The following is a 24,940-nucleotide window of genomic DNA, read 5'->3' as shown; positions in this document are numbered from 1 at the left end:
TTACTGATGGTAAATCGTTAATTCCTTTTTCAGGCAAAAACGCTTATTCCCATTGGGGAATAACTGCGCGGGGGTGCAATCTCTTCTTCCATTTCAGTTATTAATGCGCCATTGGTCTCTTCTTGCGCAGAAGAGGAACGGCCTGAATGGGAATCATCCGGCGCATTCCAGGCTGATGCGTCGCGACCAACGCTGCCCTGGTCCATCTGAATCCCGGCTTCGGCCAGCGAAGTGCGCAGATGAGGCATCGCGGCTTCCAGCGCGGCGCGTACCGGCGGCTGCTCGGTGACGAAATGCAGCTGAACCTGATCCTGTTCCAGACGCAGCTTAATCTGTAACGGCCCTAAGTGCTCCGGGTGCAAACGCAGCTCGGCGTGATGTACGCCGTTGCGGGTAAACGCACTCAGCTTTTGACTCAGCGCCTGCTGCCAGGCGGGCGAACCCACCTCCGGCTCCAGCATGCCGTAAGCGATGGACTGCATGGCGCCAGCCGCTGGCGATGCGGCCGCTGCCGTAGCTTGCGAGACGACAGGCATAGCCGGCGCAGCGGTAAGCGGCATCGTCTGCGACCGGTTTTCAACGGGCAGAACGGCATTGTCATTTTCGCCTGTCGGCATCGGAACCGTATTCAGGGCGGGCTTAATAAGGGCCGCAGGTTCATGAAGTTGCTGCGTCTGTGGCTCGGCAGGCTTTGCGCTGTGATGCGCCGCCTGCGGACGGGCAATCATGCGCAGCATTTCATCGGCAGGGCTGCGGCGCAGGTTTTGCGCCGCATCGCTTGCGAAAAGGCGTTGTGTATCAGCGTCGCGGTTAAGCGGCAAGGTCTGGGACGCGACGTCTGCTTTGTTTAGATCAAGCGCGGCCGGTTGTGCTACCACAGCGGCTTCCGCCATAACGGTCGATGGCAAAGGTGCAACCGCAGCGTTAGTTAGCAATAATGCAGCGGCGTCAGCCTCCTCGGTATTAACTTCGTCACTGGCTTCCTGTTCAGGCGTTGCCTGCGTGACCGGTGCAAGACTGTCGGTGACGGCCGCAATTTGGTTGATTAATACCCCGGCAAAATCGACATTTTCAGCCGTCTCTGCCGATGCGGCGCCAATCGGCACCGTACCCGGCTGGGCGGCGATTACGTTAATCATCATATCCCGCTATTCCTTAAGCTTGCGCGCTGCGCGAATTCATCCATTAACTTCTGCTCCAGACGATTTTCTTTCGCCTGCTGTACCAGATCGGCCCGATTAACCAGGGTTTCAAAAGCGTTTAGCCGTCGCTTATCATTTTTCCAGCGGTCCAGCGCATGATCCACTGACTGCTGGCAGGCCGCAACATGGCCGGTATGCTGCTTAACGACACGGCTAAGCGATGAAATAAAAAACTGATGGCTTAACAGGTCAACGACTCGCATGCCGCTGGCCGACATCTCAGTTTGCAACTGTCGGCCATATTCCTGTTCATAATTGATCAGCTGCTCAAGCTGCGCAGCGGCGTTGGCGTGAACCTGTCGAACCTGGCCAAGCTGGTTAGTGGTCTCGCTTAAGGTCTGCTCCGCCAATTCGCACAGCACCTTCATTGGGGAACGCTCAGTCATTCGTCATTCTCCTTATGGTGATCAGGTAAATCAGCAAACAGCGCGGAAAGCGCGTTGAATGACGTTTCGTATTCGCTGCGCTCATAAATGCCCTGCTGCAAAAAACGCTCCATTTGCGGATAAAGCGCAATAGCTCTATCCAGCAGAGGATCGCTGCCAGCGGCATAGGCACCGACGCTAATCAAATCGCGGTTGCGCTGCCAGGCGGAAAGCAGCTGTTTGAAACGCTGAACTTTTTTGTAGTGTTGCGCGGGGATCAGTTCGGTCATGGCGCGACTGATAGAGGCTTCAATATCGATGGCTGGATAGTGTCCCGCTTCCGCCAGCCGACGCGACAAGACCACGTGACCATCCAGAATCGCACGCGCCGAGTCGGCAATCGGATCCTGTTGGTCATCCCCTTCGGTCAGGACAGTATAAAAGGCGGTAATCGAGCCGCCGCCCTGCTCACCATTTCCGGCACGCTCCACCAGCGCCGGTAGACGGGCAAAAACCGATGGCGGATAGCCTTTCGTGGCCGGGGGCTCGCCAATCGCCAGCGCAATTTCACGCTGCGCCATCGCATAGCGCGTCAGGGAATCCATAATCAGCAAGACATTCAGCCCCTGATCGCGGAAATCCTCCGCGATACGCGTTGCGTAGTCGGCGCCCTGCATGCGCAAAATGGGTGAAACGTCTGCCGGGGCGGCAATCACCACGGCGCGGCTTAGCCCTTCTTTACCTAAAATATTTTCGATGAAATCTTTAACTTCACGACCACGTTCGCCGATCAGCCCAACGACAATAACGTCCGCTTTGGTATAGCGCGCCATCATGCCGAGCAGCACCGACTTACCTACGCCAGAACCGGCAAACAGCCCCATGCGCTGGCCGCGCCCTACCGTTAACAGGCCGTTAATGGCACATACGCCGACATCCAGCACCGACTTGATTGGTTCGCGCCGCAGCGGGTTAAAAGGCACGGAAAACAGCGCGCCACGTTGCTCTGTCTCTGGGGCTGGCAAATTGTCCAGCGGTCGGGCGCGCGCATCCAGCACGCGTCCCAGCAACGCCCGCCCCAGCGGCAGCGTTTTACCTTTTGTCACGCCGATACCCGGCGCGTAAATACGCGCACCTGGCAGGATGCCGTCCGTATTTTCCAGTGGCATCAGGTAAAGTAGCTGTCCGTTGAAGCCAACCACTTCGCTTTCCATGCTATCGCCGCCATGCGCGCTGTCACGCTCTACCCGGCAGAGGGTGCCAATCGGCAGCGTTAAACCCACCGCTTCCAGCACCAGCCCGGTGGCGCGCGTGAGCCTGCCGTAGCGGCGTATTCCGGAAAGCGAGCTCATCTGTTTTTCTTTGACGTCAATGGCCTGAAGCCATCGTGAAATTCGCTGGCTCATGTGCCGTAATCCTCACGGCTAAGCTGGCATAGCACCTGCCAGTTACTGGTGATAGTGGCATCCAGCTCGCATTCGGCCGAGGTAATACGGCAACCGCCAGGCAACATCGTATCGTCGGCGCGTAGCTCCCAGCCCTGCTTCGCCAGGACTTCACCCAGTTGCTGTTGCACGGCGGTGAATTCATCAGCGTTAACCCATAGCCGAACAGGTGCCTGAAACAACGGTTCCTGCTGCAAAAAAGATTGAATCTTCTCCAGCAGCAGATGATTATCAAAAGCCAGATGTTTACCCAGCGTGGCGCGCGTCGCCGCCAGCGCCAGCTGCACCAGACGCGACGGAATAATCTTTTCAAGGTTATCAATTGCGCCCTGGAAAGATTGCAACAGTTCGGCAAACTGCGCCGTGATCTGTTGCTGTTGCGCTTTGGCTTCCGCCAGACCCTGTTCTTTACCGGCTTGCAGCCCCAGTTGGAAACCTTCTTCGTGGCCCTGTTTACGCCCTTGCTCAAGCCCCTGCGCCTGCCCCTGCGCCAGCCCCCTTTTTTCCGCCTGACGCTGTAGCCGCTGTAGCTCCGCCTGCTGCTGCTCCGGCGTTGATTCGCTGTCGACTACCGGTAAATCGTCAGGTAGCGCATCCGCCCTGGAGAGATCTTCCGGCTGCCAGGCCTGCCAGCCGGTTAACTGCTGAAGATCAGACATAGACATCCTCGCTGCCGCCAATGTTGATTTCACCGCTTTCGGCTAAGCGACGCACAATTTGCAGAATGGTTTTCTGTTCGGCTTCCACCTGCGACATACGAACCGGCCCGCGCGCGCTGAGATCTTCACGCATAATATCGGCCTGACGCTTGGACATATTTTTGAAGAATTTCTCGCGCAACGGCGGTTCAGCCCCTTTCAGCGCGATAATCAGCGTTTCGTTATCCACATCCTGCAGAATGCGCTGGATGCTGCGATCGTCGGTTTCCAGCAGGTTCTCAAACAGGAACATTTCGTCGATGATTTTCTGCGCCAGCTCGTGGTCGAATTCGCGTACCGCTTCAATCGCCGCCTCTTCTTGCTGCGTTTTCATCAGGTTCAGGATCTCGGCAGCCGGACGAACACCACCCATTTTGCTGCGCTTGAGATTCTGACCGTGCAGCAGATTATTCAGCACTTCCGTCAGCTCCTGCAGCGCCGCAGGCTGCACGCCGCCAAAGGTTGCGATACGCAGCATGATGTCGTTACGCTCGCGCTCATCAAAGCGGGTTAACACGTCCGCCGCATGAGCGCGTTTTAAATGCACCAGAATGGTGGCGATAATTTGTGGATGCTCTTCATGAATCAGCTCGAATACCGCCAGCGGCTCCATGAAGTTCAGGGTTTCAATGCCGCTGTTATTGCCCTGCGTATCCAGCAGATCTTCCAGCAGGCTGGAAGCGCGTTCCTCGCCCAGCGCCTGTATCAGCACATTGCGCAGATAATCGTTAGTATTGACGCTAAGCGCGGCGAAATCGCCAGCATCTTTTTGGAACTCACGCATTACGCCAGACAGCTGTTCATGCGTAAAACCGCTCATAGCGACCATTGCAGCACTAATTTGCGTCACTTCGTGAGTATTGAGATGGCGAAATACATCGGCGGCGCGATCTTCGCCAAGCGTTAGCATGATAATGGCGCTTTTTTCGCATGCATTCATGAAGACTGTTCCTTATTCATCCACTGACGAAGTACCAGAGCGATAACCTGCGGATCCTGCTCAGCCATACCGCGCAGCTGCTGTACGTGCACCTCGGTTTCCACACGCTGCTGCGCTTTAGCCTGCTCACGCATTTCTGCTTTACGCAGCTGCTCATCCCGCTCGGCCTGACGCGCCTCTTTTTCCAGTTCAAGCCGCTGTAGCGCCAGTTCTTGATGTTTCACCCAGAACGGCTGCACCATCTTGCGCCACAGCATCAGCGCGACCAGCGCGACCAGCAGATAGCGGCTCGCCGCTAACATCAGATCGATAAAGGCAGGGTTCTCCCAGAACGGTGCTTCAGGTTCAGCCGGTTCGTCTGTAAACAGGGAGTTGACGACGTTTAAGGTATCGCCGCGCTCGCTGGAATAGCCCATTGCTTCCTTAACCAGCGCCTGAATCTGATCCATTTGCTCTTGTGGCAACGCCACCGGATTGCCTTCTTTATCCAGCTGATAGTTCACCACCACCGCCACAGAAAGGCGTTCAATGGTGCCGGGGCTACGCTTGGTATGAATCAGCGTGCGGTTCAGCTCATAGTTGGTGGTTTCATCTTTCTGTCGGCTATAAGGCTGCGTCGGGATCGGCGCGTCATTTGCTCCCGCCTGCGTGTTATTGGTCGCTGGCGGCTGATCGATTGGCGCGGAGACCGGAATCGGCGGCTGGTTACTGAGTGCGCCCGGGACGCCGCCCGGTCCGGCTCTGTTACCCTGCTCGCTGCTGTTGGTTTGGCGGCTGCGTACCGCCATGTTTTCCGGCGCGCTGTTCGGCTGGTACTGCTCTGCCGTCTGCTCATGGGTAGTGAAATCAATTTGCGCGGTAACCTGCGTTTTGACGTTTGTCGCGCCCACAACCGGCGCCAGAATAGCCTGAATGCGCTGGCGGTAATCCGCTTCGATGTCACTGATATATTTAAGCTGGCTGGTCTGAATCGCCTGGGAACCACGCTGGGTCAACAAATTGCCGCGTTGATCCACCAGCGTAACGTTATCGGCGTTTAACCCCGGTACGGCGCTGGAAATAAGCCAGCTGATCGCGTTAACCTGCCCGGCATCCAGCGTTCGGCCCGTCATCAAATCCAACGTTACCGAGGCGGAAGGTGATTTCTGCTCGCGCACAAAGAGGGTTTGCTTAGGAATGGCAAGGTGCACGCGAGCAGTGCGTACCGGCCCCAGCTTTTCAATGGTTCGGGCCAGCTCGCCTTCAAGCGCACGCTGGTAGTTAATCTGCTCATTAAACTGGCTAAGACCAAACTTCTCCTGATCGAGCAGCTCGAAGCCAACCTGACCGCCTTTCGGCAATCCCTGCTGTGCCAGTTTCAGGCGCGCCTCATGTACCCGGTCAGCGGGCACCATAATCGCTCCGCCATGCTCTTCAAAACGATAGGGCACGTTCATTTGCGTAAGCTGCGCGACAATAGCGCCGCCATCCTCATCGCTAATATTGCTATAAAGAAGGCGATAATCGGGAGATTTAGCCCAAAATAGCAGTGCTATTATTACGGACAAAAACGCGGCAACCAGAATAATAAATATAAATCGGGGATTAGCGCGAAATTTTTCCAGAATAGAAGTTAAATTCAATGTAGCGTTAGTTTTATTGCTGTTATCGCTGGCATCCATGCGGTCATCCTAGCTGAATAAAAGATGATGCAACCTGCACCATAGGCCTTTAGTTTGCGCGCCAAATCCACTACCAGTGTTAACAGGCGTAATGCCTTTTTACCGGCAACGCGCCTTTAAACATTATCCTTCATTTAAACGAAATATTAAGCATCAATAAATCAAAGCTTGTGCCAGCTATTTGGATTATTCACCCTATTAAAGACTATGTTATTCTCGCTATTAATCAGGCATTAATAAAAGGAAAGCTCTGGTGCGGCTCCGCGTCCGCCAGCGTTATTTTACAAGGGAATATTATGTCAATCCAATCTATGGGCGTGCTTGAGCAGATCCAACTTCAGGCGAATAAAATTGCTGCAACAGGTAACAACCTTTCAATTCATGATACCAAAGGAAATGAACCTGTATCTTTCTCCAATCTTTTAATTAACAGTCTTAACAATATTGACCAGTTACGGACTAATGCCAAAAACATGTCAGAAAATTATGTCGCTGGCATGCCGGGCATTGGCCTTAATGACGTCATGGTTAACATGCAGAAATCTTCTATTGCCCTCAATCTGGGTATTCAGGTTCGCAACAAGCTCGTCACCGCCTACCAGGAAGTAATGAACATGCCAGTTTAACGGCATCGTCTCTTTATTTTCTCAGGCGTTTTTTAGCTGGCAGGCATCGCAACCGGTAGCATTTAGCCGCGGTACTTATTGTCCGTCGATAAAAACAGCGAAGCACGATAAGTGAAATCATTGAATTGAACAATATCACCGTGAATAACCAAAGCGACTTTGTTTTAACCGGCGCGGAATTAAATAAAATCAGTACGCTAATTTATCAGCGTGCTGGCATTGTGTTGACGCATCAAAAGCATGACATGGTTTATAACCGCCTTACGCGACGTTTACGCCAGCTGGGCATGAAAACCTTTAGCGCTTATTTGCATTTGCTGGAATCAGATCCTGACAGCGGTGAATGGCAGCAATTTATTAATGCCCTGACAACAAATTTGACCTCTTTTTTCCGTGAGGCTTATCACTTTCCGGTTTTGGCTGAGCATGCCCGCTCACAGCCGCATAACTACAGCGTGTGGTGTACCGCCGCCGCGACCGGCGAAGAGCCCTGTTCCATTGCGATGACGCTGCATGATGCATTGGGCCAAAGCCTCACAGGCCCGCGTATTTGGGCGACGGATATTGATACTGAAGTGCTGGCGAAAGCCAAAATGGGCGTTTATCGCCATGCCGATATTCAGCACCTGACGCCGGAGCAAAAGCGCAACTGGTTTTTACGCGGCACCGGCGCACAGCAGGAGCAGGTTAAGGTGAAACCGGCGTTGCTCACCGCCATTCACTATCAGCAGCTTAATTTACTGTCGCCTGAATGGCACATACCGGCGCCTTTTGAGGCGACGTTTGACGCCATTTTTTGCCGTAATGTCATGATTTATTTTGATAAAGAAACACAGCATCACATCATGCGGCGCTTTGCAAAAATGTTGAAACCGGGGGGCCTGCTGTTTGTCGGCCATTCAGAAAACTTTAGCAATATGAACGGGCCATTTCGCCTGCGCGGCCAGTCTGTTTACTGCCTGACTCAGGATAAATCATGAATAAAATCAAAGTGCTTTGCGTTGATGATTCGGCGTTGATACGCAGCATTATGAGCAAGATCGTCAATGAACAGCCCGATATGGAGATGGTGGCGACGGCACCTGACCCGCTTATTGCACGCGATTTGATTAAGCGCTACTCGCCGGATGTGCTGACGCTGGATGTAGAGATGCCGCGTATGGACGGTCTGGATTTCCTTGAGCGCCTGATGCGCCTGCGTCCGATGCCGGTAATTATGGTCTCTTCTCTAACGCAAAAAGGATCGGAAATTACGCTGAATGCCCTGGAACTGGGGGCGATTGATTTTGTGACTAAGCCTCAGATGGGGTTACAGGACGGCATGATGCAATACAGCGACCTGATTGCCGATAAAATTCGCGTAGCGGCGCGGGTGCGTAATTTTCAGCGCTATACCGACGCCCCTCCTCCGGCGCGTCTGCCAACCGGCCCGTTAATCGGCAGTGAAAAGATCATCGCTATTGGCTCATCAACCGGCGGGACAGAAGCGCTGCGCCAGGTGTTAACCGCCATGCCGCTTAACTGCCCGGGCATCCTTATCACACAGCATATGCCCGCTGGTTTTACCCGTTCTTTTGCCGAACGCCTGAATAAACTGTGCCGTATTACGGTGAAAGAGGCGGAAGACGGCGACCGCATTTTGCCGGGCCATGCCTATCTGGCTCCCGGCGGCATCCACCTTGAATTGACCCGTAGCGGTGCGAACTATCACGCCCGGCTACAAAATCTACCGCCAATCAACCGTCACTGCCCTTCCGTCGATCTGCTTTTTCAGTCGGTCGCTAAATACGCCGGCAAAAATGCGGTAGGCGCCATTTTAACCGGTATGGGACATGACGGCGCGCAGGGGATGCAGGCGATGCATCAGGCTGGCGCGCGTACCCTGGCGCAAAGCGAGAAAACCTGTGTGGTGTACGGCATGCCGCGTGAAGCCGTAGCGCTCGGCTGTGTAGATGAAATTGTCGATATCGAGCTGATGTGTCAGCACATTTTGAGCAATGTGGTCGGGCAGGCGCGACGGATATAGTGTTTTAGCCACCTGACTTAACCCTGTTTTTTCACTTTCAATACGGACAGATAATAAAAATGGCAGATAAGAATTTACGTTTTCTGGTGGTAGATGATTTCGCAACCATGCGTCGTATTGTGCGTAATCTTCTAAAAGATTTGGGCTATCAAAATGTAGAAGAAGCAGAAGACGGCAACGATGCGATGAGTAAGCTTCAGCTTTCACCGTTCGATTTCGTGATTAGCGACTGGAATATGCCCAATATGGATGGCTTAGAGTTGCTCAATGTCATTCGTAAAGATGAACGTTTCAAAGACATGCCGGTGCTGATGGTGACCGCTGAAGCCAAAAAGGAAAATATTATTGCCGCCGCGCAGGCGGGCGCCAGCGGTTATGTCGTTAAGCCTTTTACCGCCGCCATACTGGAAGAGAAACTAACTAAAATTTTCGAAAAACTGGGATGGTAGTAAGCATGGAAGCGGAGCAGAACACGCAATCAGCGGATAACTTAAAACTTATCTTTTCACAAATTGGACATCTGACGCGCCAGCTGCGTAACAGTCTGAATAATTTAAGCCTCGATCGCGCCATTATGGATGTTGCCGAGGTCATGCCGGATGCGCGCGATCGCCTGAATTATGTCGTTGATAAAACCTCACAGGCCGCCGATCGCGTACTCACCTGCGTGGAAATAGCCCGTCCTTTGCAAGATAACCTGAACGACACGGCAGAAGGCCTGGCAGAACGCTGGGACGCGTGGTTTGAAAATCCTGTTGAACTCACTACCGCCCGCGCGCTGGTGATCGATACGCGTCAATTTTTAAAACAGACGCCGGAATTGGTGCAACAAACCAACCAGCAGCTGATGGAAATCATGATGGCGCAGGATTTTCAAGATCTTACCGGTCAGGTCATCAAAAAGATGATGGATATGATCGCCCAAATCGAGCAGGGATTGATCCAGATGCTGGTGGACAACATGCCAGAAAAATCGCAATCCACGGATAATTTGGACGGCCTGAAAAATGGCCCTCAGCTCGATCATACCAAGGCGGGCGTTGTCGCTTCTCAGGATCAGGTTGATGATTTGCTGGAAAGCCTCGGCTTTTAACAAAAGCACCGGGCATAAGCGCTGATGGCTGAAGAAAGCGATGTAGAAAAAACCGAAGAACCCACCCCCCATAAACGGCAAAAGGCGCGGGAAGAAGGCCAGATCCCGCGATCGAAAGAGCTTACCTCCCTGATGATGTTGCTGTTGGGATGGCTGCTGATGCTGGCGGGTGGGGAAAGGTTGGTCGAACAATTGATGCATTTATTACAGGGCGGACTAACGTTCGATACGCTGCTGGCACGCGATCCTGCGCGCGTGCTGCTGCACTTGCGCAATTTGGGTGGCCTGATGGTAAGCGCGCTGGCGCTGCTGTTGCCGGGCCTGTTCCTGACCGGTCTGATGACCCCGATGTTGCTGGGCGGCATACAGTTCGGCGGTAAATCGTTCAAGCTGGATCTTAAACGGCTTTCTCCACTCTCCGGTTTTAAGCGCATGTTTTCCGCACAGCTTATCTCTGAGCTGTTAAAGGGTTTACTGAAGGTCACGCTGGTCGGCTGCATTTGCAGCTTCTACCTGTTTATGCACAAACAACAGCTGATTCACCTGATGAATCAGCCGCTGAATTATGCCCTGCGCCATTTTTCTCAGCTGATCATGGGCTGCCTGCTACTGGTGATTTTGTCGTTAATACCCATGGTGGGCTATGACATTTTCTATCAGATATTCAGCAACCTGAAGAAGCTGCGCATGACCCGCAAGGAAATCCATGATGAACACAAAGAGCATGAGGGCGATCCACACGTTAAAGCGCGCATTAAACAGCTGCAGCGGGCGGCGGCGACGCGTCGCATGATGGCGGAGCTGCCCACGGCGGACGTGGTCATCAACAACCCTACGCATTTTTCCGTTGCCTTGCGTTACAAAGAGGGCGCGATGGCCGCGCCCATTCTAATTGCCAAAGGCGCTGGCGAAACGGCGATGCGTATCCGCGCCGTGGCTGAACAGCACAATATTCCGATGCTGCAGGCACCGCCGCTGGCGCGTGCGCTCTATCGCCACTGCGAACTTAACGCGCCGATTCCCACTGCCCTGTATAGCGCGGTAGCGGAAGTCCTCGCCTGGGTTTATGGCCTGCGCCGCTGGCGACATGCCGGTGGCCTGCGACCGAAAAAACCCGTCAATCTTCCGGTGCCGACGGCACTGGATTTCAAACCTAAGAGCCAAGAGTGATGTCAAATTTAACCAGCAAACTACGCTTGCCGCAGTTTAAAGAGACTCAGTGGCAGATTCTGGCCGGACCAGTATTGATCATGCTGATTCTGGCAATGATGGTTTTGCCACTGCCAGCATTTTTACTGGATATCCTGTTTACCTTTAATATCGTTTTATCACTAATGATATTGCTGGTGGCGATGTTTACGCAGAAAACGCTGGAGTTTTCCGCTTTTCCTACTGTGCTGCTGTTTTCAACGCTGCTGCGCCTGGCGTTAAATATCGCCTCTACGCGTGTGATTCTGCTGGATGGACATACCGGTGCGGCGGCAGCGGGCCGGGTGGTGGAAGCGTTCGGCCACTTTCTGGTGGGCGGCAATTTTGCCATCGGCATTATCGTTTTCGCCATTTTGATTATCATTAACTTCATGGTCATTACCAAAGGTGCCGGACGTATTGCCGAGGTAGGCGCACGTTTCGTACTGGACGGCATGCCAGGCAAACAGATGGCGATTGATGCCGATTTGAATGCCGGATTGATTGGCGAAGAGGAAGCGAAACGTCGTCGTAACGATGTGACGCAGGAATCAGATTTTTACGGTTCGATGGATGGCGCCAGTAAGTTTGTGCGCGGCGACGCCATCGCTGGCCTGCTGATTATGGCCATCAATATTATCGGCGGTCTGACGATCGGTATGCTGCAACACGATATGTCGTTTTCTCAGGCTGGCGCAACCTACACGCTGCTCACCATCGGTGACGGGCTGGTGGGGCAGATCCCGGCACTGATTATCTCAACGGCGGCTGGTGTTATTGTTACACGCGTCTCTACCGAGCAGGACGTTGGCGAGCAGATGGTCAGCCAGTTGATGAATAACCCGCGCGTTATGCTGCTGACTGCCGGGGTTATCGGCCTGCTGGGTATTATTCCGGGCATGCCAAATCTGGTGTTTTTGCTGTTTACCTCGGCCCTGCTCGGCCTTGCCTGGTGGCTGCGCGGACGTGAACAGCAAGCGGCGCTCAGCGGCATACCTTTACAGGGAAATAAAGATCGCGAGGCGGCGAAAATCAAAGCGGAAGCGGCTCAGGCCGTCGAAGCGTCCTGGTCTGATGTGCAGCTGGAAGATGTGCTTTGTCTGGAAGTGGGGTATCGCCTGATTCCGCTGGTGGATACGACGCAAAGCGGGCAATTGCTAGCGCGGATCCGCGGCATCCGCAAGAAATTCGCGCAGGATATGGGTTTTCTGCCGCCACCGGTTCATGTGCGCGATAATCTTGATTTAGCCGCTGGCGATTACCGTATTCTGTTGAAAGGCGTGGAAATCGGCCACGGCACGATCCAGCCAGAACGCTCAATGGCGATCGATCCCGGCTGTGCGGAAGGCACGCTGCCGGGCGTGGCCTGCCAGGAGCCCGCCTTCGGCCTGCCTGCGGTATGGATTGATGAAGTGCTGCGTGAACAGGCGACAATCCAGGGCTACACCGTGGTTGATCCCAGTTCGGTGGTCGCCACACATCTTAATCATCTGATTGGCCTGCATACCGATGAGCTGTTTAGCCGTCAGGAGACGCAGCTGCTGTTAGATCAGGTCAGTAAAGAGATGCCAAAACTGGTAGAAGATTTCATTCCTGCCGTGCTGCCGCTGACCACCTTCCACAAAGTGTTGCAGAATCTGCTGGCAGAGCGCGTTTCTATCCGTGATATGCGCACCATCATTGATACGCTGGCCGAGTTTGCGCCTGCGCAGAGCGATGCCGATGAGCTAACGGCGCAGGTTCGCATTCGACTTGGCCGCGCCATTACCCAGCAATGGTTTCAGAACAAGCAAGATATTCAGGTTATTGGCCTGGATATAGACCTGGAGCGCTTGCTGGTACAGGCGATTCAAAATGGTAACGCTATTGAACCGGGTATTGCGGAAAACCTGATTGCGCAGACCGAACGCGCTATTCAGCAGCAGGAGGCGATCGATGCGCCGCTGGTATTGCTGGTCAATCAGCCGCTCAGGCTGATGCTGTCGCGCTTTCTGCGCCGCATCTATCCGCAGCTGGCGGTGCTTTCTAATCTTGAGCTTAACCACAACTGCACGGTGCGTATGTCCTGGGTGATCGGCGGCAATACATGAAAATAGCGTTTTGTTTAAGCCTGTTGCTGGCGACAGTATCGCTGCCAACCCTGGCCACGCACGGATCCTGGAGCGACATGGCGGCCGGGCCTCAACTCAGCGTGGGCAAACAAACCTACGCCGGACGGTCGCTGCGTCCGGCGACGCCGATCCCGCCTGGCGCTACGTTAAGCCGCATCAGCTGGCGAATAACATTGCTTTCTCCATCGTCCGGGCTAGAGATCAAACTGTGTAGCGCAACGGCCTGTATTTCGCTGGATCGGTTAGCGGGTCAGAAAGCGGCGCCGCTGCCCTTTTCACCTGCTGAGGAATTACGTTTTATTTATGCGGTTAACACGCCAGGGCAGCTGAAGCCGCCCGTTCGTGTGGTCAGTCAACACATGACCGTTAATTATCACTGGCCAAATCCGGCGGATGGTTAGCCAGATAAAGGGCGTGCTGAAGAGGTAGATTTACCGGTAATGATGTGGCGGCCTTATTGAAAAGGCGAGCCAATTTGTGTGAGATATGCTTTGTTGCCTTTATTACTCTGATGCAGGGAAGAGATCTCTTTTCTTAAAAAAATCATTCTTCCTTCCAGCGCCCGATTTATCTCTTCTTCATTGCTTTGTAATGTAATTAATAAACGATAAAACTGCTCTTTCTCATCAGTGGAGAGCGTATCGGGCACCTGCTCCAGCACAGCTTGCAGGCTCATAATATAACGCTCCGTCATGATGACAAAATTATCCCACTCCCCCTGCTGTGCCATAGTCAGCATAGTCTGGTTCAATTTATAAATTTCATTGTACTCTTCAGTAAGAAATGTAGTCATAACCTGCCTGTTTTTAACGTGTTTCAATTTCTTTCCATGTATCAGCGATATTCATTAATATCTCATCAACATGGGCTAACTGAGAGGAATCATTATTTAAATTAGCGTTTAATAGCGTGCGCGACATATAACGGTATAGCGCATCGAGATCGAGGGCAATCTGTTGCCCTTTGTCAAAATCGAGCGCGGAACGCAATCCGTTATCAATAATGTTAATCGCTTTTGAAATCATCTCGCCGCGCTTGGCAATATTGCCATTTTCAAAATAAAGGCTCGCACGCACGATAGCGCTGTGCGCCCCCTCAAATAGCATGGTAATCAGCTGATGCGGCGTCGCGCCTGCCACCTTGCTGTGAAGATCGACCTGCGCATAGGCGTGGGTTCCCTGCTTTGCGTACATGATTGTCTCCATAGGGATAAGCAGGGCTACGCCTGCTTATTTTGGCTGCTTCTGAGAATCAGTTGTTGGTCAACATTGCCAGCAGCTGAGTGCTCAGGCTGTTCATTTTTGACATCGTCAGGTCCAGATTCTGGAATTCGACGCGATAACGCTCGACCTGCGAATCGATCAGTTTTTGCGTTTTGCTTATCTGCTCTTTTACCAGCTTAACCTGTTCATCCAGACTATCGGTGTTACCTTTAATCACACCGTCAATCTTGTTCTCTTTATCGCCTACATATTTAGTAATCACATCATCGAGCGTTGTTGCCAGACCCTTATTATCGCCGCGATCTTTGAACATCATGCTGATTTGCTCAGGCGCATCGGCAATCGCTTCATCCAGCGTTTTCTCATTCAGCGTCATTTGGCCCGTGCCCATCTCAAAGGTGATACCCAGAGAAGCCAGCGCGTTGAAATCAGCGTCTTTTTCGCCATAAACACCATTGACGGCAGTCCGCAGTTCACCCACCAGGCCACGCAGCGTGCCATCGCCCATCAGAGCACCGTTGGCCGAATTAGGTTTGGCTACGGTTTCATCGGTCAGACCAGAGGTTTCGTTCGGAACATACTTACTGGAAGAGGTAGTTAATCTTAGTAATGCATTGTATTGACTAACAAAATCTTGCACCGTGCTTTTAATTGTGGAGTTATCGGCGCTTAACGTTAGCTGCTCTGATTCGCCTTTTTCAGAAACGGCTTTCAAATTAAGGGTCACGCCTTCAATAATGTCAGTAATGTTGTTGCTGGCGCGGGTATAACGGATACCATCCACTTTCAGCTCTGCATCCTGGGCTTGGGTCACAGAAATCATGCCATCGCTGGCACCCGGCTCATTGGGAATGAGGGCATCATTGTTATCTGCATCAACACGCTGTCCGCCTTCTTTGGTATTCAGCAATGCGCCCAGCTTATCATCACCTTTAACGCTGACTGACATTTCACTTTCTTTGCCGGTCGAACGCGAACTTAACACCAGCTGATAGCCACTGTTGGTACGCTGCACCGAAGCACGAACATTGCCATCCTGCTTGTTGATCGCCTTCGCTATCTGGTTGAGCGAGGTTTCGTCATCTTTTAACTCGACGCTAATTTCTTTGCCATTTTTTTGCGTGATGGTAATGGTGCGGGTTGAATCTGTCGTCTCGCCTAAACGCTCGTCGGCATCGGCTTTGCCAGCGGTTCGTAATTTGTGTGAAACCGCCATTTTATCAACAGTAACATCATGCACATCAGCAGAGGCTGCGACGGTTGCCGTGGCTTTAAACGCTTTATTATCACTCACCTGCAGCGTATTAAACGCCTCGCTTTTAAGCTTTTTCACGCTGCCATGCAAAGTATCCAACGCGCTGGAAATCTTTCCCCAGGCAGAAATTTTGTTTTCGTAACCGCTTTTTAAATTAGTATAGGGCGTCAGGCGGCCCTGTTGAGCGATTTTCATCTGCTCCAGCATAGTAGCTGTATCAATACCGGAACCAACGCCGAGAGAAGTTATTGAAGCCATTACATACTCCTTTAGGGATTATTATTTGTACCTGCTCTCTTTAGCTATCGGTTTAAACTGCTCGAAGATAAGTTTTTTCTTTTAAAAGTATTCTCAACGAAATAAGCATAGTGAATTTACTATGCAAAGAACAGGAAACGCTTTAAATTACAACAACTACCCGACTTTATTTATCGCCTTATAAAAGGCTAAATTATTTCACCTTTTATGTGAGATTTAAACACCTATAACGTGGCGACAATGATGGCTTTTGTCTGCTTTGGCCGACAGGTGTAAATTAACGCGTTATTTAAAACCTTTCCTTTATTGCATTACCCTTCCTGGCTAAAATTTAACCTAACGCGAAATTTTATTGAATTATTTTTTTAGAGATTTTCTCTGAGGCCGATATTTGTAATATGCGCTTGTTAACGCATCGAGAAATTGCAGAGCAGCTGCAATAAAGTAATTAACCTATATATGAGGGAACAACATGGCACAGGTTATTAATACTAACGCACTGAGCTTGATGGCTCAAAATAATCTGAATAAATCACAGACCTCTCTGGGTTCTGCTATTGAACGTCTTTCTTCTGGTAAGCGTATTAACAGTGCGAAAGATGATGCGGCAGGCCAGGCGATCAGCAACCGTTTTACCTCTAACATTACCGGTCTGACTCAGGCTTCACGTAATGCTAACGACGGTATTTCTCTGGCGCAGACCACTGAAGGCGCACTGAACGAAATCAACGACAACCTGCAGAACATTCGTCGTCTGTCTGTACAGGCTTCCAACGGCACCAACTCTGTTTCTGACCGTCAGTCAATTCAGGATGAAATCACTGAGCGTCTGGATGAGATCAACCGTATCTCTGAACAAACCGATTTCAACGGCGTGAAAGTGCTGAAAACTGATCAGTCTCTGACCATCCAGGTTGGCTCTAACGATCGTGAAACCATCACCCTCGACCTGAAGCAGATTAATGCCGAAACGCTGAAAATGAATGATTTCGACATTAACAAGTTTGCCGATCGCGTGGACTTAGGTAACAAAGTGAAAGTGGGCACTACCGTCAGCAGCGGTACCGGCGCATCGCTTAAAGAGCACGATCTGACTGCAGCTGACATCACGAAGATGAAAGAAACTGCCTTCGGCGCGAAAGGTACCGGCGATATCTTTATTGATGGCAAAGGCGTTATCAGGGCTGTAGGTACCAAAGAAGATGGTACTGAAGTTTCTACAGAAATGACTCCGACAGTTACCATAGACGCGACCACGAAGGTGTCCAGCGTAGCCGTTGCGAAAGGTACCGACTTCAAGGATCCAAGTAAAGATCTGCTGAAAACGGTTGATAAAGCGCTGGAGCAGGTTGATAACTTGCGTTCAGGTCTGGGTGCCGCCCAGAACCGTTTCGCTTCGGTTATCAGCAACCTGGACAGCACGGTTAACAACCTGTCTGAGTCTCGTTCACGTATCCTGGACGCGGACTTCGCAAATGAAGTATCTAACATGAGCCGTGCAAACATCCTGCAGTCTGCGGGTACTACCGTACTGGCTCAGGCTAACCAGGTTCCGCAGAACGTTCTGTCTCTGCTGCGCTAAGTATAAGACAACGACCGTAACGGTCTTGTTGCTTGCTTTAACGCTCTGCCCTTACCGGCAGAGCGTTTTTTGTGCTTATCATTAACCACCTCGCTGCGGGTAATGGCTGCTCAATTTGTACAACGGTTACAGGTAAGCGCCAGCACTGCAGGAGAAGCGGGCCAATAAAAAAGCGAAAGTGGGTAGTGAGTAAAGCGGAAGCGGGCAGAGGGAAGGGGCGAAGGCGATTAGAGTGTGAAGTGTATGCGGGCAGAGAGAGCGAAGGTGATTAGAGTGTGAAGTGTATGCGGGCAGAGAGAGCGAAGGTGATTAGGGGGCAAAGTGTATGCGGGCAGAGAGGGCGAAGGCGGTTAGAGCGCGAAGTAGATGCGGGCAGAGAGGGCGAAGGTGATTAGAGAGCGAAGTAGATACAGGCAAAGCGGGAGCAAGAGCGCAACAAAGATGTCAGAAAAAGGAGCCACAAAAGGATATAAAAAAGCGGCAACGGCATATTACTTGCCGTTGCCGCCGGGAGGAGCCTTATAGCGATTCGTTAACGGTTTTCTCAACCAGCTCCATCTCTTCGCTGGTGAGCAATTTCTCAATATCTACCAGGATAATCATTCTTTCATCAACCGAACCCAGGCCCAGCAGATAATCGGTAGAGAGCGTAACGGAAAAATCGGGGGCCGGTTTGATCTCTTCAGCATCCAGCGACAGTACATCGGAAACGCCATCCACAACAATGCCTACCACCCGCTGCGCCAGGCTCAGCACAATGACGACCGTTTTTTCATTAATCTCTACGCCCGCCAGATCGAATTTGATACGTAAATCGACGATCGGCACAATAACGCCGCGCAGGTTAGTCACGCCGGTAATAAATTCCGGCGTATTAGCGAGGCGGGTAACGCGTTCGCAGCCACGGATCTCCTGCACCTTTAGTATCTCAATACCGTACTCTTCATTACCCAGCGTGAACACCAGATATTCATTACCATGATTATCATTTACTGCTTTTTTTTCAGATGCGGAAGCCGTCATTTTGTTTGTCCTTAAACAGAGAGCGTTTGCCCGGATTTCATCGCAACACGCCTGGATTTACACAGTTTTGCCAGCGCAGCGACATCAAGAATTAACGCCACGCTGCCGTCTCCCAAAATGGTTGCGGCAGAGATGCCAGGAACTTTGCGATAGTTAAGCTCAAGATTTTTAACCACCACCTGATGCTGGCCAATGAGCTGATCGACCATCAGGGCGTAACGTTCGCCAGCGCTTTGTAAAATCACCGCCACGCTGTCATTTATATCTGCCGGTGCTTCTGACATGTTAAATATGTACTGGAGCGTAATCAGCGGAATGTATTCACCGCGCACCTGCAACATCAGCTCATCGCCTGCCATATGATAGAGTGAATCCTCTGACAGCTTCAGGGATTCCATCACTGCGCCAAGCGGCAGCACATAAGTTTCATCGGCAACCCGCACCGACATGCCATCCAGTATCGCCAGGGTTAAAGGCAAAATAATGCGGATCGTTGAGCCTTTATTCTGCTCAGAGGTGATTTCTACGTGGCCGCCCATTTCCTGAATATTACGTCTGACCACATCCATGCCAACACCGCGCCCGGAAACATCCGTCACCTTTTCCGCGGTGGAGAAGCCGGGGGCAAAAATCAGCATCCAGACATCTTCATTACTGATGTTATCGTTAATCGCCATGCCCTGTGACTGCGCACGCGCCAGAATTTTCTCGCGGTTAAGGCCTGCGCCATCATCGCTGACTTCAATAACAATGTTCCCGCCCTGATGCTCAGCGGAAAGCGTCAGGTTGCCCACGGCGGATTTACCTTTCGCCACGCGTTCTTCACCACTTTCGATACCGTGATCAAGACTGTTACGGACTAAATGCGTCAGCGGATCGATAATGCGTTCAATCAGACTTTTATCCAGCTCGGCAGAACCGCCAATCAGTGTCAGCTCAACCTCTTTGTTCAGTTTGCCAGCCAAATCATGCACCAGACGTGGAAAACGGCTAAACACATATTCCATCGGCATCATACGAATCGACATTACCGACTCCTGAAGATCGCGCGCGTTGCGCTCCAGCTGGGCGATACTGTTGATTAGCACATCATTTGCCGAGGGCTCTAAGTTGGTAGAAAGCTGTGACAACATGGATTGGGTAATAATTAGCTCGCCCACGAGGTTGATGATTTGATCAACCTTTTCCACCGCCACGCGAATGCTATTGGACTCTGCGGCCTGTGTACGGGTGGCAGGCCTGGCTGGCGTGCTTTTTGCTGCCGTAGCCGGACCAGCTTCATGCGCTTTGCCCGACGTTGCGCTGTCGGCAGATTTGGCAGCCTCAACCGGTTCGCTGCCTGCCGTAATAACAACCTGCTCCGCTTCAATAATAAAGCAAAGCACCGCCTCGATTTCATCGGCGCTGGCGGTGGTTTCCAGCTGTACCGTTAGCCGATCGTCTTGCTGCTGATGATCAAGAACCTTACCCAGATTAGAGAGTTCGTCGACCAACAAACGCCCCTCTTCCTCTTTGACTTTTAGCAGCGTGATATTAAGAAACGCGCGTTCCGCGGGTAAAGTTGCGGACACGGGCGCCGTTACCGAACCTGAAGCGCCCTCTTTACTTTGCTGCGCGATTTGTCGCAACGCTTCGCAAATGTAGTTAAAGGTTTCTTCATCTGGTTCCTGAGAAGATTTATAGGCATCAAGCTGGTCTTGCATAATATCCTTGCTCTCCAGAAACAGATTAATGATGTCGCTGGTCAGCCCTAACACACCGCAACGAGCATCATCCAGCAGGTTTTCCATTAGGTGGGTAGTTTCTTGCAGAATTTTAAAACCGAACGTCCCCGCACCGCCTTTAATTGAATGCGCAGCGCGAAAAATGGCATCCAACATTTCCTTGTCAGGCGAAACGACATCAAGCTGTAGCAGATATTTCTCCATATCTGCTAACAGCTCATCGGCTTCATCAAAAAAAGTCTGATAAAAATCGCTTACATCCATATTGATTAACCCTATCCTGTTTTAATTCTCAAGCGCGGCGACACCTTCATTGGTTTGTGGTGTTATTTTCAGCTCATTTTTTATCTGTTCGATATTTCCATGGCCAGTAATATTCTCGATTAAACTATCGTCACTTATCAGTGATTTTTCTTTATTTTGGCTTAATACCAGAATACTAATACGGCGATTAATGGGGCTATCAGGCGCTTCGTTGTCCAGCACCATTGAATCCGCTGTGCCTATCACCCGCAAAAATTTATTCGATCCCAGCCCGGCGGCAATCAATGCACGACGCGAAGCATTAGCGCGATCGGCAGACAGTTCCCAGTTACTGTAACCCGTATCGCCATGAACATAGGGAATAGAATCAGTATGCCCTGTCAGACTAATACGATTAGGCAGCTGGTTAATTACCGGCACCAGCGCTTCAAAAATACCCTTCAGATAACCTTCCAGCTCTTTGCTGCCCAGCTTAAACATCGGCCGATCCTGGCTATCAATAATTTGAATCAGCAACCCATTCTCAGTAAGTTGCATACGCAGGTTTGATTGAAAGTTGTTAAGCCGGGGGTCGGTTTGAATCATGTTAGTCAGCCGATCGCGCGCTCTTTTTAGCCGCTTGATATCTGCGTTATCACGCGGCGTAGAACGGTTAACCTCACCTTCTTTCTGAACTATATCGCTGCCGCCGCCCGGGATAACGCTTTCACTCAGGCTGGACTGATTCCCCTGTGACAACGCTACCTTTAAAGGCACTTGAAAATATTCTGCAATACTCTGCCGCTGCTGCGGAGTGGTGCTGGTAATCAGCCACATAACGAGAAAAAACGCCATCATCGCTGTCATAAAGTCGGCGTAGGCAATTTTCCATGAGCCGCCGTGATGGCCATGACCATGTTTTTTCCGTTTACGGACAATAATAACGGGATGCTTATTTTTACTCATGGTGCGCCTTCCGAATTACTATTTGAATTCGATTTAACCTGTCGCACATGCTCTTCAAGTTCAATAAAGGTAGGACGTTCAGTTGAATAAAGAATTTTACGGCCAAATTCGATCGCTATCTGTGGCGCATAGCCGCTCATGCTGGAAAGTAATGTGACTTTGATGCATTGCATCATCTTGATTTTTTCGCTGCTTTTTTGACGCAAAAGCGTAGCCAATGGCAGAATAAAGCCGTAAGCCAGCAAAATCCCTAAAAAGGTTCCTACCATAGCGTGCGCGATCAGTTCGCCCAGCTCAGCTGCGGGCCTGTCGGCTGCAGCCAATGCATTAACTACCCCCATAACGGCCGCAACAATACCGAAAGCGGGAAATGCATCACCCACTGAGTTCAGGCTGCCAGCCGGAACCTCGAGCTCATGCTCGCAGGTTTCAATTTCCTCATCCATTAAAGCTTCAACTTCATGCGGACTCATATTGCCGCTAATCATCAAACGCAAATAATCCACTAAAAAATTCATGAGCAATTTGTCGGCGATAAGGCGCGGATAGTTAGCGAAAAGCTGACTGTTTTGCGGATCTTCGATATCATTTTCCAGCGCCATCATTCCGCTTTGTCTTGCTTTTGACAGCAACAAGAACATTAGCGCCATTAATTCCATATAGATAGTTTTGTTATACTGTGAACCTTTAAACAACAGGGGAAAGGCTTTCATAGTGGCAGAAATGGCTTTGCCGTTATTCCCCACAATAAAGGCGCCTACGCCTGCTCCGCCGATAATTAGCAGTTCAGTAGGTTGATAAAGTGCAACAAGATTACCACCCGATAAAACAAAGCCACCAAAAACAGTGGCAAATACAACGATATAACCAAGAATAACCAGCATGTTGTCTCCTTTTTATAAACACGCCTGTTTCTTTATATTTATTAATAGTGAATAACGTCTCAGGCGTTAACGTACCCGAATTTATAGATACGTTATTAACGATCCCAGTTCTTACCATCAACGTTATAGTGCAATACGCTGGTCAACCAGCAATATCATAACTCTCACATTTTTTCGCCGCGCGTGAAGGCGGACTGCACAAACTACAAGTAAAGGGATCTTTCGCATGTTCATGGGTAATGACAAAGCTGCCGTGGCAGGCAATGCATTCCGTACGTCCAATCATGCCGCACTCAATAAAACGTAATAATGTCCATGCGCGGGTTAAACCCAGTACCGGTTTTTCCGTTGGTTTAACCGGACATTGCTCCAGATATAAACGGTAGGCTTTGATTAACGCCTCAATAGGGCGGCAATTTTCAATTTTTTTAATAAACAGATAGATATTATAAAACATCGATGAGTGGATATTCTGCTCCCATGACATGAACCATTCCGCTGAGAAAGGCAGCATGCCTTTTGGTGGAGGGCATCCGCGCAGTTCCTTGTAAAGCCTTAGCAGTCGCCTGCGGCTTAGGCTGATTTCACTCTCCAGCACCTGCATTCTGGCACCAAAAGTAATTAGCTCCATTGCCATCTGAACTTCTTTGATTTCGTCCAGGATACTTTTTTCACTCATGATTGCTAGCTCCGTCAGCAAGTAGAATGGTTTTGCTCGGAAAGTGAGTTGAGCAACTCCGTTGATAGAATAATGCCAGTATGTATTTGTTGTAGGGCGTCAATACGTGATGCCTTTGTCAGGCAATCAATGATTTCTTTATCATCCACGCGCAAACGGCATATCAGTTGGCTGGTTGACGCCATCTTGATAAGTTGTGGCAGAGTCAGTTCGCTGAGGGTATCAAGGATGGTACCGTCTAACCCCAGACGAAACCCCGCGGCAAACTTATCTTCACGGATAAGCCTTTGCGCCAAAACCAGATAAGTAAGGTTCAGATCATGTATGGATTGAAGCTGATCGTTAGTATCGGAGTTGTGCATATTTATATTCCACATTGGTTTCATGTTAATAACCTTGCCAATATTTTAAATATTGGCAAGAATGGAGGCCAAACAATATGGAATGTCCACTTACTATGTTGCGCAAATACCATTACAAAAATGGTTTGCGCATCTGGCTAAATCAGGCAAGTAACTACTAATTAAATCAAAAGATGAGCATGAAAATTTCGCTGCTTTCTTAGCAGTCGGCAGGCTATTTCTTGGCACCTGGCATCCGACAGACTATTTCCCTGATGTTGGCATTTTCAAGACAATTCCTATTTGGAACCTGATTATCATTAATCAACCAATCTTTTTCAAGGACTTTTTAACCTATATTTATTTATGCCGATACTTTTAATGACAATCAATGCGATAAAGTGATCATGATCTCGCATTAGCGAATTAATTTAAAAGAATCATTCATAATGAAAATTTAAAAATGTTACTGCTAGCTTAAAAAACGGAATTAAACTCTCTAATTTGCTTATTTAATTTAACAATTAATCCAATAGTTTTAAACGTGCGCGTATTCTTTTAATTCCCTGGCTGTGCAGTTGGCTTACCCGCGTTTCCGTTATTCCCAAAATTTCACCGATTTCTTTCATGTTTAACTCTTGCTGGTAGTAAAGGTTCAATAATACCTGCTCCCTTTCTGGTAACATCTTAATTTCATCCGCAATCTTCGTAAGTAACTTTTGCTGAGTTATCTTATTGAGCGGGTTCAATTTTTCATGTTGTATATCAGGCTGTTCAAACCTGTCTGCCAGCTCTTCCTGCAATTCATCGAGTGAACAGATCTGGCTGGTATTAGTATCGACCAGCATTTGCCTGTAATCATTAAGGGTAATATTCATCTCAGCGGCAATCTCCGCTTCTTTAGCGGCCTTCCCCGTTGCCTGTTCAATGCGATGAATAACCGCGGAAATTTCCCGGGCATTACTGCGAATACGACGCGGTACCCAATCACGCTCCCGTAGTTCATCAATTAAAGCCCAACGTATACGTTGTGTAATATAAGTGCTAAAAACAATACCCTTTTTGGGATCAAAATGATCGATGGCGTTAAGAAGAGCAATCGCGCCCGCCTGAATCAAATCATCCAGCTCAACGCAAGTTGGTAAACGAACCTGCAACCTAAGCGCTTCATGTCGCACCAGGAAAGCATACTTTTTCCATAAGGCATTTTTATCAACCATACCATCGGAGGCATATAATTCATTCACAATGACATTGTCCATCCCGTCATAAGCAATAGTTTAATTGTCTTTCATTGCTCAGGCTATATATAGCGCAAAAAGGCTTCGCTAATTTCGCTAATTCCATCGATGAAAGCAGAGCTAGCGCCATTTATTGGGCAATTGCACGACTCACGCCGTTTAACGC

Annotated in this window: 25 protein-coding genes; 9 read left to right on the top strand and 16 right to left on the bottom strand. The window is 50.3% G+C overall.

Annotation, left to right across the window (positions count from 1 at the left end; all coding sequences use genetic code 11):
• Positions 1-29: 29 nt before the first annotated feature.
• The 6 genes from J2X14_RS10945 to fliF are packed head-to-tail and all read right to left on the bottom strand — an operon-like array spanning position 30 to position 6,311.
• Positions 30-1,142: a flagellar hook-length control protein FliK gene (locus J2X14_RS10945; protein WP_352411245.1), complete on the bottom strand. Its 1,113-nt coding sequence runs from the start codon at positions 1,140-1,142 to the stop codon at positions 30-32.
• Positions 1,139-1,588: a flagellar export protein FliJ gene (gene fliJ / locus J2X14_RS10940; protein ID WP_352411244.1), complete on the bottom strand. Its 450-nt coding sequence runs from the start codon at positions 1,586-1,588 to the stop codon at positions 1,139-1,141. Before fliJ ends, J2X14_RS10945 begins: the two co-directional genes overlap by 4 nt.
• Positions 1,585-2,973: a flagellar protein export ATPase FliI gene (gene fliI / locus J2X14_RS10935; protein ID WP_352411243.1), complete on the bottom strand. Its 1,389-nt coding sequence runs from the start codon at positions 2,971-2,973 to the stop codon at positions 1,585-1,587. Before fliI ends, fliJ begins: the two co-directional genes overlap by 4 nt.
• The gene (locus J2X14_RS10930) at positions 2,970-3,671 is read right to left on the bottom strand and encodes a flagellar assembly protein FliH (protein WP_352411242.1); all 702 of its coding nucleotides are present in this window, start codon (positions 3,669-3,671) and stop codon (positions 2,970-2,972) included. Before J2X14_RS10930 ends, fliI begins: the two co-directional genes overlap by 4 nt.
• Complete coding sequence (gene fliG / locus J2X14_RS10925; protein ID WP_352411241.1) at positions 3,664-4,650, bottom strand: flagellar motor switch protein FliG; 987 nt, start codon at positions 4,648-4,650, stop codon at positions 3,664-3,666. Before fliG ends, J2X14_RS10930 begins: the two co-directional genes overlap by 8 nt.
• On the bottom strand, positions 4,647-6,311 hold the full coding sequence (gene fliF, locus J2X14_RS10920) for a flagellar basal-body MS-ring/collar protein FliF (RefSeq protein ID WP_352411240.1): 1,665 nt from the start codon (positions 6,309-6,311) through the stop codon (positions 4,647-4,649). Before fliF ends, fliG begins: the two co-directional genes overlap by 4 nt.
• Positions 6,312-6,607: 296 nt before the next feature.
• Between fliF and fliE the strand changes: the two genes are divergently transcribed.
• The 8 genes from fliE to J2X14_RS10880 all read left to right on the top strand — a co-directional run bounded on the left by fliE (position 6,608) and on the right by J2X14_RS10880 (position 13,756).
• A complete protein-coding gene (fliE, locus tag J2X14_RS10915; RefSeq protein WP_352411239.1) occupies positions 6,608-6,937 on the top strand; it encodes a flagellar hook-basal body complex protein FliE in 330 nt (109 codons plus the stop codon).
• 125 nt (positions 6,938-7,062) lie between these two features.
• On the top strand, positions 7,063-7,917 hold the full coding sequence (locus J2X14_RS10910; RefSeq protein ID WP_352411238.1) for a CheR family methyltransferase: 855 nt from the start codon (positions 7,063-7,065) through the stop codon (positions 7,915-7,917).
• On the top strand, positions 7,914-8,963 hold the full coding sequence (locus tag J2X14_RS10905; protein ID WP_352411237.1) for a protein-glutamate methylesterase/protein-glutamine glutaminase: 1,050 nt from the start codon (positions 7,914-7,916) through the stop codon (positions 8,961-8,963). The genes J2X14_RS10910 and J2X14_RS10905 overlap by 4 nt, the downstream gene beginning before the upstream one ends.
• A gap of 59 nt (positions 8,964-9,022) precedes the next feature.
• Positions 9,023-9,412 (top strand): chemotaxis response regulator CheY, encoded by a 390-nt coding sequence (cheY, locus tag J2X14_RS10900; protein ID WP_352411236.1) that lies wholly within the window; start codon positions 9,023-9,025, stop codon positions 9,410-9,412.
• A 5-nt stretch (positions 9,413-9,417) separates the two neighbouring features.
• On the top strand, positions 9,418-10,056 hold the full coding sequence (gene cheZ / locus J2X14_RS10895) for a protein phosphatase CheZ (RefSeq protein WP_352411235.1): 639 nt from the start codon (positions 9,418-9,420) through the stop codon (positions 10,054-10,056).
• 24 nt (positions 10,057-10,080) lie between these two features.
• Positions 10,081-11,226: a flagellar biosynthesis protein FlhB gene (gene flhB, locus J2X14_RS10890; protein ID WP_352411234.1), complete on the top strand. Its 1,146-nt coding sequence runs from the start codon at positions 10,081-10,083 to the stop codon at positions 11,224-11,226.
• Positions 11,226-13,334, top strand: coding sequence for a flagellar biosynthesis protein FlhA (flhA, locus tag J2X14_RS10885; RefSeq protein WP_352411547.1), 2,109 nt, complete (start codon positions 11,226-11,228; stop codon positions 13,332-13,334). Before flhB ends, flhA begins: the two co-directional genes overlap by 1 nt.
• Entirely contained in the window at positions 13,331-13,756 is a 426-nt protein-coding gene (locus tag J2X14_RS10880; protein WP_352411233.1) for a flagellar protein FlhE, read from the top strand. Before flhA ends, J2X14_RS10880 begins: the two co-directional genes overlap by 4 nt.
• A 53-nt stretch (positions 13,757-13,809) precedes the next feature.
• Here the strand turns inward: J2X14_RS10880 and J2X14_RS10875 are convergent, their stop codons facing one another.
• From J2X14_RS10875 to fliD, 3 genes are read right to left on the bottom strand one after another with little or no spacing between them, the layout of a single operon-like run.
• Complete coding sequence (locus J2X14_RS10875; RefSeq protein WP_352411232.1) at positions 13,810-14,148, bottom strand: flagellar protein FliT; 339 nt, start codon at positions 14,146-14,148, stop codon at positions 13,810-13,812.
• Between the two features lie 13 nt (positions 14,149-14,161).
• Positions 14,162-14,548 (bottom strand): flagellar export chaperone FliS, encoded by a 387-nt coding sequence (gene fliS / locus J2X14_RS10870; protein WP_352411231.1) that lies wholly within the window; start codon positions 14,546-14,548, stop codon positions 14,162-14,164.
• Between the two features lie 58 nt (positions 14,549-14,606).
• On the bottom strand, positions 14,607-16,091 hold the full coding sequence (gene fliD, locus J2X14_RS10865) for a flagellar filament capping protein FliD (protein WP_352411230.1): 1,485 nt from the start codon (positions 16,089-16,091) through the stop codon (positions 14,607-14,609).
• Between the two features lie 472 nt (positions 16,092-16,563).
• Between fliD and J2X14_RS10860 the strand changes: the two genes are divergently transcribed.
• Positions 16,564-17,673: a FliC/FljB family flagellin gene (locus J2X14_RS10860; RefSeq protein WP_352411229.1), complete on the top strand. Its 1,110-nt coding sequence runs from the start codon at positions 16,564-16,566 to the stop codon at positions 17,671-17,673.
• A 519-nt stretch (positions 17,674-18,192) separates the two neighbouring features.
• Here the strand turns inward: J2X14_RS10860 and cheW are convergent.
• The 7 genes from cheW to J2X14_RS10825 all read right to left on the bottom strand — a co-directional run bounded on the left by cheW (position 18,193) and on the right by J2X14_RS10825 (position 24,780).
• On the bottom strand, positions 18,193-18,696 hold the full coding sequence (gene cheW / locus J2X14_RS10855; protein ID WP_352411228.1) for a chemotaxis protein CheW: 504 nt from the start codon (positions 18,694-18,696) through the stop codon (positions 18,193-18,195).
• 11 nt (positions 18,697-18,707) lie between these two features.
• Positions 18,708-20,684, bottom strand: coding sequence for a chemotaxis protein CheA (gene cheA, locus J2X14_RS10850; protein ID WP_352411227.1), 1,977 nt, complete (start codon positions 20,682-20,684; stop codon positions 18,708-18,710).
• A gap of 21 nt (positions 20,685-20,705) precedes the next feature.
• Positions 20,706-21,629, bottom strand: coding sequence for a flagellar motor protein MotB (motB, locus tag J2X14_RS10845; protein ID WP_352411226.1), 924 nt, complete (start codon positions 21,627-21,629; stop codon positions 20,706-20,708).
• Entirely contained in the window at positions 21,626-22,513 is an 888-nt protein-coding gene (gene motA / locus J2X14_RS10840) for a flagellar motor stator protein MotA (protein WP_352411225.1), read from the bottom strand. Before motA ends, motB begins: the two co-directional genes overlap by 4 nt.
• A 142-nt stretch (positions 22,514-22,655) precedes the next feature.
• A complete protein-coding gene (gene flhC, locus J2X14_RS10835; protein WP_352411224.1) occupies positions 22,656-23,192 on the bottom strand; it encodes a flagellar transcriptional regulator FlhC in 537 nt (178 codons plus the stop codon).
• Positions 23,193-23,206: 14 nt separating this feature from the next.
• Positions 23,207-23,554, bottom strand: a complete 348-nt coding sequence (gene flhD, locus J2X14_RS10830) for a flagellar transcriptional regulator FlhD (RefSeq protein WP_352411546.1) — start codon at positions 23,552-23,554, stop codon at positions 23,207-23,209.
• Positions 23,555-24,057: 503 nt separating this feature from the next.
• A complete protein-coding gene (locus tag J2X14_RS10825; RefSeq protein ID WP_352411223.1) occupies positions 24,058-24,780 on the bottom strand; it encodes an RNA polymerase sigma factor FliA in 723 nt (240 codons plus the stop codon).
• Between the last annotated feature and the right edge of the window lie 160 nt (positions 24,781-24,940).

Origin of the sequence: Mixta sp. BE291, assembly GCF_031457955.1 — a bacterium.
In the GTDB taxonomy this organism is placed as follows: domain Bacteria; phylum Pseudomonadota; class Gammaproteobacteria; order Enterobacterales; family Enterobacteriaceae; genus Mixta.
Note: the sequence above shows the minus strand (reverse complement) of the source record. Positions and strands in the feature narration are given on the sequence as shown.

Coding starts and splice junctions, on each gene's coding strand:
- flhA (WP_352411547.1), top strand. CDS start 11,226: ATGTCAAATTTAACCAGCAAACTACGCTTGCCGCAGTTTAAAGAGACT.
- J2X14_RS10905 (WP_352411237.1), top strand. CDS start 7,914: ATGAATAAAATCAAAGTGCTTTGCGTTGATGATTCGGCGTTGATACGC.
- motB (WP_352411226.1), bottom strand. CDS start 21,629: ATGAGTAAAAATAAGCATCCCGTTATTATTGTCCGTAAACGGAAAAAA.
- cheW (WP_352411228.1), bottom strand. CDS start 18,696: ATGACGGCTTCCGCATCTGAAAAAAAAGCAGTAAATGATAATCATGGT.
- J2X14_RS10860 (WP_352411229.1), top strand. CDS start 16,564: ATGGCACAGGTTATTAATACTAACGCACTGAGCTTGATGGCTCAAAAT.
- J2X14_RS10875 (WP_352411232.1), bottom strand. CDS start 14,148: ATGACTACATTTCTTACTGAAGAGTACAATGAAATTTATAAATTGAAC.
- fliF (WP_352411240.1), bottom strand. CDS start 6,311: ATGGATGCCAGCGATAACAGCAATAAAACTAACGCTACATTGAATTTA.
- cheY (WP_352411236.1), top strand. CDS start 9,023: ATGGCAGATAAGAATTTACGTTTTCTGGTGGTAGATGATTTCGCAACC.
- cheZ (WP_352411235.1), top strand. CDS start 9,418: ATGGAAGCGGAGCAGAACACGCAATCAGCGGATAACTTAAAACTTATC.
- flhB (WP_352411234.1), top strand. CDS start 10,081: ATGGCTGAAGAAAGCGATGTAGAAAAAACCGAAGAACCCACCCCCCAT.
- fliG (WP_352411241.1), bottom strand. CDS start 4,650: ATGAATGCATGCGAAAAAAGCGCCATTATCATGCTAACGCTTGGCGAA.
- fliS (WP_352411231.1), bottom strand. CDS start 14,548: ATGTACGCAAAGCAGGGAACCCACGCCTATGCGCAGGTCGATCTTCAC.
- flhC (WP_352411224.1), bottom strand. CDS start 23,192: ATGAGTGAAAAAAGTATCCTGGACGAAATCAAAGAAGTTCAGATGGCA.
- fliJ (WP_352411244.1), bottom strand. CDS start 1,588: ATGACTGAGCGTTCCCCAATGAAGGTGCTGTGCGAATTGGCGGAGCAG.
- J2X14_RS10945 (WP_352411245.1), bottom strand. CDS start 1,142: ATGATGATTAACGTAATCGCCGCCCAGCCGGGTACGGTGCCGATTGGC.
- J2X14_RS10880 (WP_352411233.1), top strand. CDS start 13,331: ATGAAAATAGCGTTTTGTTTAAGCCTGTTGCTGGCGACAGTATCGCTG.
- J2X14_RS10930 (WP_352411242.1), bottom strand. CDS start 3,671: ATGTCTGATCTTCAGCAGTTAACCGGCTGGCAGGCCTGGCAGCCGGAA.
- fliE (WP_352411239.1), top strand. CDS start 6,608: ATGTCAATCCAATCTATGGGCGTGCTTGAGCAGATCCAACTTCAGGCG.
- cheA (WP_352411227.1), bottom strand. CDS start 20,684: ATGGATGTAAGCGATTTTTATCAGACTTTTTTTGATGAAGCCGATGAG.
- fliD (WP_352411230.1), bottom strand. CDS start 16,091: ATGGCTTCAATAACTTCTCTCGGCGTTGGTTCCGGTATTGATACAGCT.
- fliI (WP_352411243.1), bottom strand. CDS start 2,973: ATGAGCCAGCGAATTTCACGATGGCTTCAGGCCATTGACGTCAAAGAA.
- flhD (WP_352411546.1), bottom strand. CDS start 23,554: ATGCACAACTCCGATACTAACGATCAGCTTCAATCCATACATGATCTG.
- motA (WP_352411225.1), bottom strand. CDS start 22,513: ATGCTGGTTATTCTTGGTTATATCGTTGTATTTGCCACTGTTTTTGGT.